We start from the raw sequence: 14,043 nt of genomic DNA, 5'->3' as shown, positions 1-14,043 counted from the left end.
CCCAGCGCCCCGCCCGGTATCTGGACGATACCGGGACGCAACACACCGAACGCGAAAAATCAGCTCATCTAAAGCTGGTGGACGAAGCTCCTGATCCCGCCCAGCATCATCTCCACCGAAATCGCCACGAGCACGAGCCCCATCAGGCGCTCGAAGGCCGTCACCGTCTGCTCGCCGAGCCACTGCTGAATGCGCTCGGCCAGCACCAGCACGATCGCACACACGATCATCGTCACCGTGAGCGCGCCGATCCATTCGAGCATCTTCCCGGGTGCCTGCGACGTGAGCAGCATGACCGTTGCGAGCGCAGATGGGCCGGCGAGCGCCGGAATGGCGAGCGGCACGATGAGCGGCTCCCCGCCCTTCACGTGGCCGAATGGTCCGCCGGGATGCGGAAAAATCATTCGCAGCGCGATCAGGAACAGCACGATGCCACCGCCGATGCGCAGCGACTGATCGGTGAGACTCATCATGCGCAGGAAGCGGTCGCCGACGATCATGAACACCAGCAGGATCACGAACGCGATCGCCACTTCCCGCAGAATCACGACGACCCGCCGCCGCGCGGTCACGCCGCGCAGACAACCGATGAAGAGCGGGATGTTGCCGAGCGGGTCGGTGATCAGCACGAGCAGGATCGTCGCGGACAGAAACGTGTATTCCACCGCGTTTCCCCTGTCCTGATCAGCGAGCGAGGGCGGCGCGGACTTTCTCCGTTACCGTGGCGGCGGCGCTTTCCACGGGCAGCAGCGTCGGTTCGGCGTCGCGACGCGCCTGGTACTCGATCTTGCCTTCCTTCAAGCCGCGCTCGCCGATGACGAGCCGGTGCGGCACGCCGATCAGTTCCCAGTCGGCGAACATCACGCCCGGACGCTCACCGCGGTCGTCGAGAATCACGTCGATGCCGGCCGCCACGAGCTGATCGTACAGACGGTCGGCGTGCTCGCGCACGGCGTCGCTGCGGTCATAGCCCATCGGGCACAGCACGACTTCGAACGGCGCAATCGCCTCGGGCCAGATAATGCCCTTATCGTCGAAATTCTGTTCGATCGCCGCGCCCAGAATGCGCGTGACGCCAATGCCGTAGCAGCCCATCAGCATGGGCTGCGGCTTGCCGGTTTCGTCGAGGAACGTCGCGCCCATGGCTTCCGAGTAGCGCGTGCCAAGCTGGAACACATGGCCCACTTCGATGCCGCGGCAGATGTCGATCGTGCCCTTGCCGTCCGGCGACGGATCGCCCTTCTTGACGTTGCGGATGTCGGCAACCACGGGCTCCGGCAGATCACGGCCCCAGTTCACGCCGGCGATGTGATAGTCGACTTCGTTCGCACCCACGACGAAGTCGCTCATGTTCGCGACCGTGCGGTCCGCGATTACGCGAACGGGCTTCTTCGTGCCGACCGGGCCCAGATAGCCCGGCGGCGTGCCGAACCACTCGACGATTTCCTCTTCCGTGGCGAACCGGTGGTCCGCTAGACCGGGCAGCTTGCTCGCCTTGATCTCGTTGAGGTCGTGGTCGCCACGCAGCATCAGTAGCCAGATGGTGGGCTCGGCGCCCTCGTTCTCGGTGGCGAGCACGATGGACTTGATGGTGCGCTCGAGCGGGATGTTCAGCAGCTCGGCCACCGCCTCGCACTTCGCCTTGCCGGGCGTGGCGACCTTCTGCATCGGCTCGGCGGGCGCCGCACGCTGGGCGACCAGCGGCAACGCTTCCGCGGCCTCGACGTTCGCCGCGAACTCCGAGGTCGGACAGTAAGCAATCGCGTCTTCGCCCGTGTCGGCGATCACGTGGAATTCGTGGGAGCCCGTGCCGCCGATCGCGCCGTTATCGGCCGCGACCGCGCGGAAGTCCAGCCCGAAGCGCGTAAAGATGCGCACGTAGGCGTCGTACATCTTGCGATATGACTCGCGCAAGCCGTCCATGTCCTTGTCGAAGGAATAGGCGTCCTTCATGATGAATTCACGGCCGCGCATCACGCCGAAGCGCGGCCGGATCTCGTCGCGGAACTTCGCCTGGATCTGATAGAAATTCACCGGCAACTGGCGATAGCTCTTGACCTGGTTACGCGCGATGTCGGTCACCACTTCCTCGTGCGTCGGCCCCAGCACGAAGTCGCTCTGCTTGCGGTCCTTGAAGCGCAGCAGTTCCGGCCCGTATTTCTCCCAGCGCCCCGACTCCTGCCACAGCTCCGCAGGTTGCACCGACGGCATCAGCAGCTCGATTGCCCCCGCGCGGTTCATCTCTTCGCGCACGATCGCCTCGACCTTGCGAATAGACCGCAGCCCGATAGGCAGGTAGTTGTAGATGCCACCGGCCACGCGCCGGATCATGCCGGCGCGCACCATCAGTTTGTGGCTGACGATTTCCGCGTCAGCAGGAGCTTCCTTCAGGGTGCCGATAAAGAAACGGGAGGCTTTCATTCAGAGTTTTCCAAAAGCGGCGGCCAGGACGGGCCGCCCGAAGAAGGTCAAACGGTGGGATTTCCGGACCTGCGTGGCGGTGGAAACGCCAAACCATTCCCCGCGGCGGGCCCGGTGTCCGGGCACCCCTGCCGCCACGCTGCGCGCTGCGACGGGAAATTGTTCCAACCTGGTGCCTGTCCGGTGCGTCAGGACCGTTATCTGTTTATAATCAAAGCAATTTTAAAGGATTCGAAGGTGGTTGTATGCTGGATCGTGAAGGCTTTCGCCCGAACGTCGGCATCATCCTCTTGAACGCTCACAACGAGGTGTTTTGGGGCAAACGGCTTCGCGAACATTCCTGGCAGTTTCCGCAAGGGGGCATCAAGTACGGTGAGACCCCCATGCAGGCGATGTATCGGGAGTTGCACGAAGAAACCGGCCTGCATCCAGAGCACGTCAAGATCATTGGTCGCACGCGCGACTGGTTGCGTTATGAGGTGCCCGACAAGTTCATCAAGCGCGAGGTGCGCGGTCACTACCGCGGCCAGAAGCAGATCTGGTTCCTGCTCAGGATGCTCGGACGCGATTGCGACATCTGTCTGCGAGCGACCGATCACCCCGAGTTCGACGCCTGGCGCTGGAATGAATACTGGGTGCCGCTCGACGCCGTGATCGAGTTCAAGCGGGATGTCTATCAGCTTGCGCTGACGGAATTGTCGCGTTTTCTGCGGCGCCCTGCGCCGCGCCCCGAGCACAGTGGGACACATGCGCATGGAGCGCGGTACCCCCGCGTCGCGTCGTCTGCCCACGAGGCGGCGACGATTTCGCAAACGCTCGTGACCGTCGAGACAACGACCATCCACACCACTGTGGAGGGTGACTGCGGATCGATGGAAAGCCTGACCGTTCGCAGCATAGACCCGGCCTCCTGATCGTTTTGCCGCTGTTTCGACCGTTCTTCGTTGAACGGTTGGAGCGGCGGACTGTACCTGCCTGTCGTGGCACTTCTGGCGGCACTTCACGCGCCGCTGCCGCCGGTGATTCGTTCGAACGAACCGCCGGCGTTTCGAGGACATCATATTGAAACGATTTGCTTTGGCCGTGGCGTGCGTCGCCACCGGGGCGCTTCTCGCTGCCTGCTCCAGCACGCAGCCCAAAACCAACCAGGACGACAGCGTGTTCACCTACCTGTTCGACAAGCCGGCGAACTGGACGGAGAACAAAGTCGAGACACTTCCTCCCCTGCCGCAGCCTGGCGCACGCCTGTTGCCGTTCGACGTCTCGCAGAACACGCCGCTCAGCTTCGGGGTGGACCCGGGCTCGGTTTCGGTAGGCAGCGACGGCGTGGTGCGCTACACGGTGGTAATCACCAGCCCGACCGGCGCGCGTAACGTCAACTACGAAGGGATCCGCTGCGATACCTATGAGTGGCGCCAGTACGCTGGTCTGAACGCCGATCACGACGGCTGGGACCGCTCGGTCGCGACCGACTGGAAGCGAATCGAGAACGGCAACCTGAATGCCTATCAGGCCGCGCTGTATCAGGATTACTTCTGCGCGAACAAGATTCCGACGGGTTCGGCGCAACGGATCGTCGAGAACATGCGCTACAAGCGCACCGCGACTTCGCTCATCCACTGACCGACTGACGGCGTCAAGCCGTCAGATCAGCACCAGGTTATCGCGATGGATCAGTTCGGGCTCGAGCATGTAGCCGAGCACGGACTCGATCTCCCCGCTCGGGTGGCGCTGGATCAGTTTGGCTTCGGCACTGCTGTAATTGGTGATGCCGCGCGCCACCTCGACGCCCGTGCCATTCAGACAGGCGATCACCTCGCCGCGCGCAAAGGCGCCCTGCACGGCGACGACGCCGATCGGCAGCAGGCTCTTGCCGCCTGACGTGAGCTTCTCGACAGCGCCGTCGTCGATCACCACGTGGCCACGCACCTGGAGATGGTCGGCCATCCATTGCTTGCGCGCCGTCATACGCGCCGTACGCGCGATCAGCTGGGTGCCGATCGCCTCGCCTGCGGCAAGTCGTAGCAGCACGTCGGACTCCCGGCCGCTCGCGATCACGGTGTTCGCGCCACTGTGGGCGGCGCGCTTGGCGGCCAGAATCTTCGTGAGCATGCCGCCACGGCCGATGCTCGAGCCCGCGCCGCCGGCCATGGCCTCGAGCTCATGCGCACCGGCGTCGGCCTGGGCCACAAGCGTCGCGTTCGGATCCTTGCGTGGATCGGCGGTATAGAGGCCGCGCTGATCCGTGAGAATGATGAGCGCGTCGCCTTCGATCAGGTTCGCGACCAGCGCCCCCAACGTGTCGTTGTCACCGAACTTGATTTCGTCGGTAACCACTGTGTCGTTCTCGTTGATGATCGGCACCACACCCAGCCGCAGCAGCGTCAGCAGCGTGGAACGCGCGTTGAGATAGCGTTCGCGGTCGGCGAGGTCCCCGTGCGTGAGCAGAATTTGCGCGGTGCGGATGGAATGCTCGGCGAAGCGGCTCTCGTAGACCTGCGCGAGCCCCATTTGCCCCACCGCAGCGGCAGCCTGCAGTTCGTCGATTTCGCGCGGACGCTTCGTCCAGCCGAGCCTCTGCATACCCTCCGCGATCGCCCCCGAACTCACCAGCACCACTTCCTTGCCTGCGCTGCGCAACGCCGCGATCTGTGCGGCCCAGCGGCCGATAGCCTCGTGATCGAGCCCACGCCCGTCGTTGGTGACGAGGCTCGATCCCACTTTCACAACGAGACGCCGGGAATCGGCAATGACGGAACGCATGCTGCGCAATCTCCGCGATAACTGATGATGCTGGAGGAACGCCGGCGCACGAGTCATTGCGAACACCGGCGGAACATATAGCCTACCCTTGCGACGGGTCTGGTGCTGTTCCAGCCTCGCCCTCGTTCTGACCGGACGCGCCAGGCGCGCCGCGAAACCGCACGTCTGAGGCCAGATCTTCGGCCTCCTCGGCACGCCGGGCGTCAGAATGGGCGGCGACGTAGTCGTACACGGCGTAGCAGAGGTTTTCGCAGCCTTGGCCCGTGAGCGCGGAAATTTCGAAGACAGGGCCGTCCCACTCGAAGCGCTTGACGAAGTCGGCCACGCGCACTTCGCGCTCTCCTTCCGGCACCATGTCGAGCTTGTTCAGCACCAGCCAGCGAGGTTTCTGATAGAGCAACTCGTCGTACTTGCGCAGTTCGTTGACGATCGCCTTCGCTTCAGCGACCGGATCCGTGCCCTCGTCGAATGGCGCAAGGTCCACGAGATGCAGCAGCAGCCCGGTGCGCTGCAAGTGGCGCAGGAATTGGTGCCCGAGTCCCGCACCCTCCGCGGCCCCCTCGATCAGCCCCGGAATATCCGCGATGACAAAGCTCTTGCCAGGCGCCACGCGCACCACACCGAGATTGGGCGCGAGCGTCGTGAACGGGTAATCGGCAATCTTCGGCTTCGCGTTCGAGACAGACGAAATGAAGGTGGACTTGCCCGCGTTCGGCATACCGAGCAGGCCAACGTCTGCGAGCACCTTCAGCTCCAGTCGCACCATGCGGCGCTCACCGGGCTTGCCCTCCGTCTTCTGGCGCGGCGCCCGGTTCGTAGACGACTTGAAGTGCAGATTGCCCAAACCACCAGCACCACCCTTCGCGACCAGCACACGCTGGTTGTGCTCGGTCAGATCGGCAATCACTTCGCCAGTGTCGATATCGGTAATGATCGTGCCGACGGGCATGCGCAGCGTGATGTCGTCGCCGCCCTTGCCGTAGCAGTCCGAGCCGCGGCCATTCTCGCCATTGCGCGCCTGATGCTTTTTTGTATAGCGGTAGTCGATCAGCGTGTTGATGTTGCGGTCCGCGATGGCATAGACGCTACCACCGCGTCCGCCGTCCCCGCCGTCGGGGCCGCCGAACGGGACGAACTTCTCGCGGCGCATCGACGCGCTGCCATCGCCCCCATCGCCGGCGATGACTTCGATCTTCGCTTCGTCAATGAACTTCATGCGTTACTCCGTCCCGTGTTTTCGCTATTTTGCCGCGCTGCGCGGGCCGACACCAACTGACCGAACGGCCAAGGGAATTGAGTCCGCGATTGTCCGCATGCGAGCGCGCAGCGCGTTCGCAGCACCAATGAAAAAGGCCCCGCAAACTTCGCGGGGCCTTTCATCCGGTCAGTTACCCGTGCCTGAAGGGCCGCTCAGGCTGCTGCCGGGACGACGACGACCGTATGCTTCCGGGCGGCGCCCTTCGTCGTGAACTTGACGTGGCCGTCGACCAGCGCGTACAGCGTGTGATCCTTGCCGATGCCGACGTTGTCACCCGGGTGCATGCGCGTGCCGCGCTGACGCACGATGATGCCGCCGGCATTGATTGCCTGACCGCCGTACACTTTGACGCCCAGTCGTTTCGACTCGGAATCGCGGCCGTTGCGTGACGAGCCGCCTGCCTTTTTGTGTGCCATGTGATTGCTCCTTGACCGTTGCGCTTACGCGTTGATCGCGTCGATGCGCAGTTCGGTGTAGTTCTGGCGGTGGCCGCCATGCTTCTGGTAGTGCTTCCGGCGACGCATCTTGAAGATGGTCACTTTGGCGTGACGACCGTGCGACACAACGGTGGCCTTGACGGAAGCCCCACTGACCAGCGGCGTACCGAACTTGATCGATTCGCCTTCGCCCACTGCGAGAACCTGGTCGAGCGTGATTTCTGCGTCAATGTCAGCCGGTATCTGTTCTACTTTAAGTTTTTCGCCAACGGCAACCTTGTACTGCTTGCCGCCGGTTTTTATGACCGCGTACATTGAAAACCTCACTCTGGATTCGTTTTTCCGACGCACCGCGCGCGGAAACCCGTGATTATACATAGAGTTAGAAGCAAGGTCAAAGCTCATTCACGGCCCTCGCGCCACCGTCAGTCACAGCGTGCTCCCGCCTTGCCAGCCAACGCCGGCAAGGCATTCGCCGGCCGCAGCCGCCCTTGCACCACCGCGCCAAAGCCCGGGATGTGCCCGTTCGCCTTATAATTCGCGGCACTACCCATTCTCACCATCATGTCGTCGACCGCCACTTCTGCCCCCAACGCCGCCACCCTGCTTGCCCCGATTGCTGAAGACATGGAGCAGGTGAACCGTGTCATCCGGCAACGTCTGGCGTCCGAGGTGATGCTGATCAACCAGATCTCCGAGTACATCATCGGCGCTGGTGGCAAGCGCTTGCGTCCCGCGCTGCTGCTTCTCGTGGCGGGTGCGCTCGGCGAGCGCACCGGGCACCGGTACGAGTTGGCCGCCGTGATCGAGTTCATCCACACGGCAACGCTGCTGCACGACGACGTGGTCGACGAATCGGATCTGCGGCGCGGCCGGCAAACAGCGAATGCGCTCTTCGGCAACGCGGCCAGCGTGCTGGTGGGCGACTTCCTGTATTCCCGCTCGTTCCAGATGATGGTGGGCGTCGGCAAGATGCGCGTGATGGAAATTCTCGCCGAAGCCACCAACATCATCTCCGAAGGCGAAGTCCTGCAGCTCCTCAACATGCACGACGCGGACGTGGACGAGGCGCGCTACATGCAGGTGATCCGCTACAAGACGGCGAAGCTCTTCGAAGCGGCAGCGCAGTTGGGCGCCGTGCTGTCCGGTGCTGATGCGAAGACCGAAGAGGCTGCTGCCGAGTACGGCCGGCGCATCGGCACGGCTTTCCAGATCATGGACGACTGGCTCGACTACACGGGCACGGCGGAGTCCATGGGCAAGAATGCAGGCGACGATCTGCGCGAAGGCAAACCCACGCTGCCGCTGATCTGGCTCATCGAGCACGGCACGCCGGCCGAGTCGGCACTCGCCCGCGAAGCCATCGAACAAGGCGGTACAGACCGTTTCGAGGATATCTTCGCCGCCATCACGCGCTCCGGTGCGCTCGACCACACGCTGGAATGTGCGAAACAAGAAGCGCGTGCGGCCGCCGCGGCAATTTCTTCGTTCCCGGATTCCATTTACAAGGAAAGCCTGCTAGAATTATGTTCTTACTCGACGACGCGTCAGTCCTGAACAAGACTGAAACGTCACGAGAGTCTAATTCGGGGTGTAGCTTAGCCTGGTAGAGCGCTACGTTCGGGACGTAGAGGCCGGAGGTTCGAATCCTCTCACCCCGACCAGAATTTTCTAAATAGATCAGCAATTTATCTAAGACACTCAGAACAACTCTTAACAGTTGTTTAGAGTAAATCGAGGAGTTGAGTGTCCCAAGAATGTCCCAAGGCTTGACGGCTTCGGGACATTTTTTTATGCTCGCATGCATGGGTATGCATCACGGTGATCAACTCGCAAGGCGCCATATCAAGAAGCACCGTGCACCCTTGGCGCTGAGAATGCGAGACTGAATGGACGAAGCTAGAGGGATAAGTCCAGGAGGTTGGTAGTTCGGCGGACCGCGGCCGAAAGGTAGTTTAGGGGCAGGAACGGGGATCAAGCGCTGACCTCCGTGGGAACCACTCCGAGTGGCTAGTCGACGATGAGGCAAGCGAAGGCATAGTTTTCGTTTGCCAAGAGGCGTCCCTCACAAGCGCGTTTGCCTTGTGAGGCCTGTATGCCTATGCCCGTTATCGTCCGCCAGGACGAACTGCCGCGCATTCTCTTCGTCGAACAACTCTCAGCACTGATCGGAAAAACGCCGACCACCATCCGTACTTGCGCGACCAACGCCAAGTACCAGCATCTCATCCCCACACCGTTCAAGATGCCGCACTCCCGGCGGCTCTGCTGGTACGAGCACGACGTACTCGCGTGGATCAACTCGCACCGCCCCGAGCCAGAACCTGTCCGCCGCCCCCGCGGCCGACCCACCATAGCGGCACAGCTAGCCCGGCTGCGCCACGAGGAGTTACTGAAAAAAGGCGGGTGAACCATGAGTTCACCAGTCAAGTTGGGTCCCAATTCGGATTTGGTCGCGTTCGTCGAGGATATGGCCGAGAGGGCCATGCGGAAGACGGAACGCGAGTTGCTGCCGAGCGTGGGCAAGCCGTTCATAGTTCAGCCGCGAAAGACGCTGACCTCTAAGCCAAACAGTCAGACGAGGATTTCCGACCGACAGGTGACGATGGCAAACGCCATGATGCGGTCGGCGCATGGCTTGTCGCTTGCCGAGAAGCGGTTTATCGCGGCTGCATTGGCAAAAACGGACAGCACCGATGCTCGCGGCCTGATGGATGAACGGATGCAGACAGTCAAACTAACCGCGATGGAATATGCGGAGACGTTTGACGTCACGCTCGACACGGCCTACGAGCAGCTACAGGCCGGCGCTGAGGCCCTGCAACAGCCCAAGCTGATTGTAGAGCGGCAGACTCGACGCGGGACCGTCCGCGAAGCGCGTAGCTGGATCATTACGGGGAAGTACGCAAAAGGCGAAGGCACTGTCGAGGTCCGCTGGCATCCTGACTTGGTGCCGTTCTTGTTTGGTCTGCGCAAAGAGTTCACCACGTACAAGCTGAAACACGCCGCAGCGTTCCGATCGGTCTATACGTGGCGAATTTTCGAATGTTTGAAATCGTGGCAGGCAGCCGGCCAGTGGTCGCCCACCATCGCCCAATTTCATGAGGCGACAGACGCTTCAGCGACCGCCCGCGCCAATTTCAAGGAGCTCCGCTTGCGCGTGATCCAGCCGGCCGTGAAAGAGCTTCGCGAAAAGAATGGTCTGCTGCTGGAATGGACGCCCGTGAAAGCCGGCCGCAAAGTGATCGGCTTGAAATTCAAGTTCACAACCGACCCCCAAGGCAGTTTGGCGTTCTGAACCGGGTTTTCCCACCAATAACAGCCCGCCAAGTGCGGGCCTTTTTCGTGACGCGAGGCGCCGACGCAGCCTGTGGATAGAACCGGGCTTTTCCACCATAGACCGGGCTTTCCCACCAATAAGCCGGGCTTTCTCACCAATAGAACCGGGCCTTCCCACCAATAGCGCCCCGCAAGGCCCCACCCAGCAAGGCTTCGAGCGTGGCTAAAAGGTTTAAAACGTGGAAACGTATCTAAAACGAGGCCGCGCCCGGCCCTAACTCCGCCCCAGCCGCTTCAAGGCCACCTTGTGAGGGGAAGTCAAATCCACGCCCCCGCAAGCGGGGGCAAGACGGCCCCCGCAGTGGGCCACAATGGCCTCACCGGATCGCCCGCCCTACGGGCGGTCGGCGCTCTCCCCACGCCGATGGCGTGGGTCCCCGTGCGCCTCGATCCGGGCGCGACGGCGCGCGCGAACTGTGAGCGGTAATTGAACGCGAGGGCTTGCAGAAAAGGAGGTCTGCCCACCTTATCGATCCAAATTGGGCGAGCGCCACGAGTCACGCCGTGAGGGACCCCTGTGGGCAAGCTGGGGCAACTCGTCAGAGTTGTCATTCACGCGACGATAGCGGTGGATTTGCGTGAGACATGCTTGCAACCGATAGTTGTATTTGTTAGTATTGACCTTGAGTCGGGAGTGCCGTGAAGTTGCGACGCGCTGGACGTTTGATCCACCTGGCTTACCAAATACGACGGGCTGCTTCGGCAGCCCGTTTTCATTTCTGCTACGGGTATAGCGTGTATTTAACGTATCTCGACGAGTCGGGCTCACCCGGCGACCTGAACACTCCGTTCTTCGTTCTTGCCGGCGTGGCCGCGTTTGAACGCCAAACGCACTGGCTCGAGCAGGAGCTCGATGCAATCGCGGAACCGTTCGAGCAAAGAGCTGGCAAATACCTAGAATTGCACGCTGCGCCGATGAAGGCAAGCAAAGAGGGCTGGGAGATATTTAGCGCAGCAGAACGGGCGCAGGCATCGGCGGACGTGTTACGCGTGCTCATCAACACCCGCCCTAGACTGAACGTGTTCGCGTCCGTTGTAGAGCAAAGCCAGATGGCGCGCACGGCCGACATTCTCCCCCACTGCTACGAGGTGGTCGCGTCAAAGTTTGACGATTTCTTGGCCCTCAAATATCAGCGCGAAAAAGATCCGCAGCGCGGTCTTTTCGTTCTCGATCAGAAGCGCGCCACGGAAGAAAAGGCCATGCAGTCGCTGCACAAGACGTTCAAGCACGTCGGTCACGCGAATGGGCGGTTGCGCAATTTCGCCGAGGTGCCGATGTTCGCCGACTCAAAGTCGACACGACTGATTCAGCTCGCAGACAGCATCGCCTACTGGATCTTCCGACACTACAGCAAGCTTGATGAATGGGGGTGGCCGCAAATCCAGCCGTTCTTCGCTTCTCTCGGGAATGGCAGGACTGGGCTGCATCAGGTACTCGATCCTGCAACACCGGCGCGCTTGGCGACAGCTCAGCCGCCAGCATTTCCGTTCCCGCCGGCTATCCCAAAGGCTGCTCAGCCGGCAGCCCCAGTTCAGCCAGCAGTGCAACATCCGATCCGCACTGCCCCAGGCGCACTGATCATCCCTTGATCAGTCGGTGGCCATCGGTGCAAATTGGGCGAGCGCAGCGAGTCACGCCGTAGGCACCACGCCGCGAGGGTCCCCTGTGGACAAGCGGGGGCAACTCGCCAGAGTTGTCCCCGCTTGTCCATAGGGACGCGGGATACGCGGCTCGGCTGGACCTCGCGCCTTTCGTGCCGCTCAACGATCATGATTTAGCGCGGGCCCGTGTGAGCTGCGTGCGCAGCGCCGCTTTCTTCTCGCGCATTTCGCGCTGCACCTTCCCGTGTGGCACATTCGGGCGGGGGTCGTCTAACGACTCCTGCACCTGCGCGCGGAACCATCTTTCGTATGCGCGCGGGGCGCGAGGCGGATTCAACATATGGCTCATGATGGTCCCCCAAGCTGTTATGAGATCTGCACAGCACTCTGCTGTTTCAGGTTCTGCTCGTCGCCCATCAATGCGCGTAGCTCGGACTCCAGTGCGGCGATCGTCGTCGGCAGCTCGTTATTGACCTTCAAGTAAATTTCAAGGTGGCGTTCGTAGTCCTGCTTGGGCACCACGAGCATCTGATAGACATTGGCGTTACTCACAAGCGACTGACGAATGTGGTCGATTTGATCGCTCAGCGACTTCGGCAAGAAAATCTTTTTGTCGGGGTAGGCGTTCTCGAAATCAACACTCGCTTTGTACACGGCGTCGGATCGCTCTTCGTTAGGCGGTCCGGCCACAAACAGGTTTGGCTGCACCATTTGATGTACAGCTTGGTGAAAACGCAAAAGCATTCCGTGCACCGAGGCGATGGCATCGAAGCGTCGCTCGACCAGTCCGCCGTACTGTGCGTTGTGCGCGGCTGCGGCGATCGCTAGGGATGCGCGCAGCTTCTCTAGCTCGACGTCGCCCTGTGCTTTTACCGTTGCTTTGTGCGTTTCCAACTTGAGGGCCGCATCGGCCTGCAACTGTGCCTTCAGGCTCTCGAGCTTTTCCGCATACTCGGTCTGGATCGCGCCACGCAGGCGTTCGCCCATCCACGTGCGGACAAGCCATACAAGCAGTCCACACAACGCGGTACTGACAACGGTGGAGGAAAGTACCGTCAGTACGAAATCTCTCATATGCTTCCACCTTCCGCATTCGGGCTATGGTCTGCGGTGGTCGCGCGTGCCAAGGCGTCGATTACGGCGCGGACCACTTGCTGTGAAATCGACGTGAGATGCCCGTCCGGGGTGCTGCGTTCGCGAATCTGCTTGTGCGGATGAATCAGGTTGCGCGACTCGCGTAATGCGTGCACATGCCGGGCATGGCTTTTGTCGACGTAGTTGAGTTCCGTCGCAACGTTAATGAGATCCGACAGCGTCCACCGGTCGAGCGGCTTTACTTGCTCTGTCCGGTCGCGTGGCGCACTGACAGCACGCATGGCCGACGCCGCTTCACGCTGCAACCAGCCAAGCAGGATGACTTCGAGGACCGAGCCGTACAGCGCGCTTGCGGCGAGCCAAGCTCGCGCACCGACGCAACGGTCCGCCTCTTCCCAGCGGAAACGCAGGTTGTCGGCGAGCGTCGCGTCGAGCCCTAGGTTGTCGAACGGAAGACACTCCGGCTCAAGCGGCGCGAGTATTGTCGCCGGCGGCCGGAGACCCAGCCGCGGAACGATTTCCTGCGCGTAAAGTCGCCGGCCGTCAGCCGAAAGTATCAGCCTTGCTGGCCAGCCAGCAATTCCGTGATCGATTCTCCGGGCCACACCGTCCGCGATCAGCTTTTCAAGCAGGCCATCGCATCCAGCTTCGCCGGTGCGAAACAGATACACGCTTAATGCAGGTTGTGCCAATCCGTTCACGGAGAAGCCCTCGTGCTCTTCTCCGCCGCTGGCAATCAACGCGACAACTATGTCCCGCAAATCAACGTTCCCGGACGTCAGTGACGGATGCCGCATCCCGCGCTGCTGCCAGCGCATTTCGCGCGCCGTCAGTCCGGCGCGCGTGGCACGCCAGAATGCTTTTTCCTTCGTGATCAGTCCTTCGTCGGTCAAGCTGGCCAAGGCCGACCGGACCTGGTCGGCCTCGTATTGCCAAGTCTCTTCCAGCTGCCGTATGTGCTCAAGTCCATAGGACGCGCCCGACGCATGGGCATAGAACATCTCGTGCGCATAGAGCGCGTCGAGTAGTTGCGGGTCGACAGGCTCCTGATCGGCCATGGAAGGTTCGCTATCGGCTGCCGGCCGTTTCGGTGCGCGGGCCGCGCTTCGGCGGACTTTGCCACATTCT

At 61.8% G+C, this 14,043-nt stretch carries 15 protein-coding genes and 1 tRNA gene; 7 read left to right on the top strand and 9 right to left on the bottom strand.

Going from position 1 to position 14,043, the window contains the following annotated elements; genetic code table 11:
* Positions 1-68: 68 nt before the first annotated feature.
* On the bottom strand, positions 69-665 hold the full coding sequence (locus PKKP23_RS18925; protein ID WP_017777098.1) for a MarC family protein: 597 nt from the start codon (positions 663-665) through the stop codon (positions 69-71).
* 19 nt (positions 666-684) lie between these two features.
* On the bottom strand, positions 685-2,421 hold the full coding sequence (locus tag PKKP23_RS18920; protein ID WP_126878015.1) for a proline--tRNA ligase: 1,737 nt from the start codon (positions 2,419-2,421) through the stop codon (positions 685-687).
* Positions 2,422-2,666: 245 nt separating this feature from the next.
* Between PKKP23_RS18920 and PKKP23_RS18910 the strand changes: the two genes are divergently transcribed.
* Complete coding sequence (locus tag PKKP23_RS18910) at positions 2,667-3,335, top strand: RNA pyrophosphohydrolase (RefSeq protein WP_126878013.1); 669 nt, start codon at positions 2,667-2,669, stop codon at positions 3,333-3,335.
* A 148-nt stretch (positions 3,336-3,483) separates the two neighbouring features.
* Positions 3,484-4,044, top strand: a complete 561-nt coding sequence (locus tag PKKP23_RS18905) for a CNP1-like family protein (RefSeq protein WP_026121910.1) — start codon at positions 3,484-3,486, stop codon at positions 4,042-4,044.
* A gap of 21 nt (positions 4,045-4,065) precedes the next feature.
* On the opposite strand, the gene proB is transcribed toward PKKP23_RS18905, so the two are convergent.
* The 4 genes from proB to rplU form a co-directional block, all read right to left on the bottom strand.
* Positions 4,066-5,184, bottom strand: coding sequence for a glutamate 5-kinase (proB, locus tag PKKP23_RS18900; protein ID WP_017777102.1), 1,119 nt, complete (start codon positions 5,182-5,184; stop codon positions 4,066-4,068).
* Positions 5,185-5,266: 82 nt separating this feature from the next.
* Positions 5,267-6,400 (bottom strand): Obg family GTPase CgtA, encoded by a 1,134-nt coding sequence (cgtA, locus tag PKKP23_RS18895; protein WP_126878012.1) that lies wholly within the window; start codon positions 6,398-6,400, stop codon positions 5,267-5,269.
* A gap of 194 nt (positions 6,401-6,594) precedes the next feature.
* Complete coding sequence (rpmA, locus tag PKKP23_RS18890; RefSeq protein ID WP_017777104.1) at positions 6,595-6,858, bottom strand: 50S ribosomal protein L27; 264 nt, start codon at positions 6,856-6,858, stop codon at positions 6,595-6,597.
* 24 nt (positions 6,859-6,882) lie between these two features.
* On the bottom strand, positions 6,883-7,194 hold the full coding sequence (gene rplU / locus PKKP23_RS18885; RefSeq protein ID WP_006025184.1) for a 50S ribosomal protein L21: 312 nt from the start codon (positions 7,192-7,194) through the stop codon (positions 6,883-6,885).
* A 249-nt stretch (positions 7,195-7,443) separates the two neighbouring features.
* Here rplU and PKKP23_RS18875 point away from each other — a divergent pair, with 249 nt between their 5' ends.
* The 5 genes from PKKP23_RS18875 (at position 7,444) to PKKP23_RS18855 (ending at position 11,808) form a co-directional block, all read left to right on the top strand.
* Positions 7,444-8,436: a polyprenyl synthetase family protein gene (locus PKKP23_RS18875; RefSeq protein ID WP_026121911.1), complete on the top strand. Its 993-nt coding sequence runs from the start codon at positions 7,444-7,446 to the stop codon at positions 8,434-8,436.
* A gap of 30 nt (positions 8,437-8,466) precedes the next feature.
* A tRNA-Pro gene (locus tag PKKP23_RS18870) sits at positions 8,467-8,543 on the top strand.
* A 437-nt stretch (positions 8,544-8,980) separates the two neighbouring features.
* Positions 8,981-9,289, top strand: a complete 309-nt coding sequence (locus PKKP23_RS18865; protein WP_240659062.1) for a hypothetical protein — start codon at positions 8,981-8,983, stop codon at positions 9,287-9,289.
* 3 nt (positions 9,290-9,292) lie between these two features.
* A complete protein-coding gene (locus tag PKKP23_RS18860; RefSeq protein ID WP_240659061.1) occupies positions 9,293-10,177 on the top strand; it encodes a replication initiation protein in 885 nt (294 codons plus the stop codon).
* Positions 10,178-10,857: 680 nt separating this feature from the next.
* Positions 10,858-11,808 carry a DUF3800 domain-containing protein gene (locus PKKP23_RS18855; protein WP_240659060.1) on the top strand — a complete coding sequence of 317 codons (951 nt, stop codon included), beginning with the start codon at positions 10,858-10,860 and terminating at the stop codon, positions 11,806-11,808.
* Positions 11,809-11,986: 178 nt separating this feature from the next.
* Here PKKP23_RS18855 and PKKP23_RS34935 read toward each other — a convergent pair whose 3' ends face one another.
* The 3 genes from PKKP23_RS34935 to PKKP23_RS18840 are packed head-to-tail and all read right to left on the bottom strand — an operon-like array spanning position 11,987 to position 13,973.
* Positions 11,987-12,160: an antitoxin PaaA2 family protein gene (locus PKKP23_RS34935; RefSeq protein WP_338120165.1), complete on the bottom strand. Its 174-nt coding sequence runs from the start codon at positions 12,158-12,160 to the stop codon at positions 11,987-11,989.
* Positions 12,161-12,186: 26 nt separating this feature from the next.
* Positions 12,187-12,894, bottom strand: a complete 708-nt coding sequence (locus PKKP23_RS18845) for a hypothetical protein (protein ID WP_126878008.1) — start codon at positions 12,892-12,894, stop codon at positions 12,187-12,189.
* A complete protein-coding gene (locus PKKP23_RS18840) occupies positions 12,891-13,973 on the bottom strand; it encodes a hypothetical protein (protein ID WP_126878007.1) in 1,083 nt (360 codons plus the stop codon). The genes PKKP23_RS18845 and PKKP23_RS18840 overlap by 4 nt, the downstream gene beginning before the upstream one ends.
* Positions 13,974-14,043 lie beyond the last annotated feature (70 nt).

This window comes from Paraburkholderia kururiensis JCM 10599 = LMG 19447 (assembly GCF_003986935.1).
GTDB lineage: Bacteria > Pseudomonadota > Gammaproteobacteria > Burkholderiales > Burkholderiaceae > Paraburkholderia > Paraburkholderia kururiensis.
This window is presented reverse-complemented; position numbering and strand designations above follow the sequence as displayed.

What these genes read in the sequence shown, in the direction of transcription:
- PKKP23_RS18920 (WP_126878015.1), bottom strand. Translation starts at nt 2,421, where the DNA reads ATGAAAGCCTCCCGTTTCTTTATCGGCACCCTGAAGGAAGCTCCTGCT.
- PKKP23_RS18910 (WP_126878013.1), top strand. Translation starts at nt 2,667, where the DNA reads ATGCTGGATCGTGAAGGCTTTCGCCCGAACGTCGGCATCATCCTCTTG.
- proB (WP_017777102.1), bottom strand. Translation starts at nt 5,184, where the DNA reads ATGCGTTCCGTCATTGCCGATTCCCGGCGTCTCGTTGTGAAAGTGGGA.
- cgtA (WP_126878012.1), bottom strand. Translation starts at nt 6,400, where the DNA reads ATGAAGTTCATTGACGAAGCGAAGATCGAAGTCATCGCCGGCGATGGG.
- rpmA (WP_017777104.1), bottom strand. Translation starts at nt 6,858, where the DNA reads ATGGCACACAAAAAGGCAGGCGGCTCGTCACGCAACGGCCGCGATTCC.
- rplU (WP_006025184.1), bottom strand. Translation starts at nt 7,194, where the DNA reads ATGTACGCGGTCATAAAAACCGGCGGCAAGCAGTACAAGGTTGCCGTT.
- PKKP23_RS18875 (WP_026121911.1), top strand. Translation starts at nt 7,444, where the DNA reads ATGTCGTCGACCGCCACTTCTGCCCCCAACGCCGCCACCCTGCTTGCC.
- PKKP23_RS18865 (WP_240659062.1), top strand. Translation starts at nt 8,981, where the DNA reads ATGCCCGTTATCGTCCGCCAGGACGAACTGCCGCGCATTCTCTTCGTC.
- PKKP23_RS18860 (WP_240659061.1), top strand. Translation starts at nt 9,293, where the DNA reads ATGAGTTCACCAGTCAAGTTGGGTCCCAATTCGGATTTGGTCGCGTTC.
- PKKP23_RS34935 (WP_338120165.1), bottom strand. Translation starts at nt 12,160, where the DNA reads ATGTTGAATCCGCCTCGCGCCCCGCGCGCATACGAAAGATGGTTCCGC.
- PKKP23_RS18845 (WP_126878008.1), bottom strand. Translation starts at nt 12,894, where the DNA reads ATGAGAGATTTCGTACTGACGGTACTTTCCTCCACCGTTGTCAGTACC.
- PKKP23_RS18840 (WP_126878007.1), bottom strand. Translation starts at nt 13,973, where the DNA reads ATGGCCGATCAGGAGCCTGTCGACCCGCAACTACTCGACGCGCTCTAT.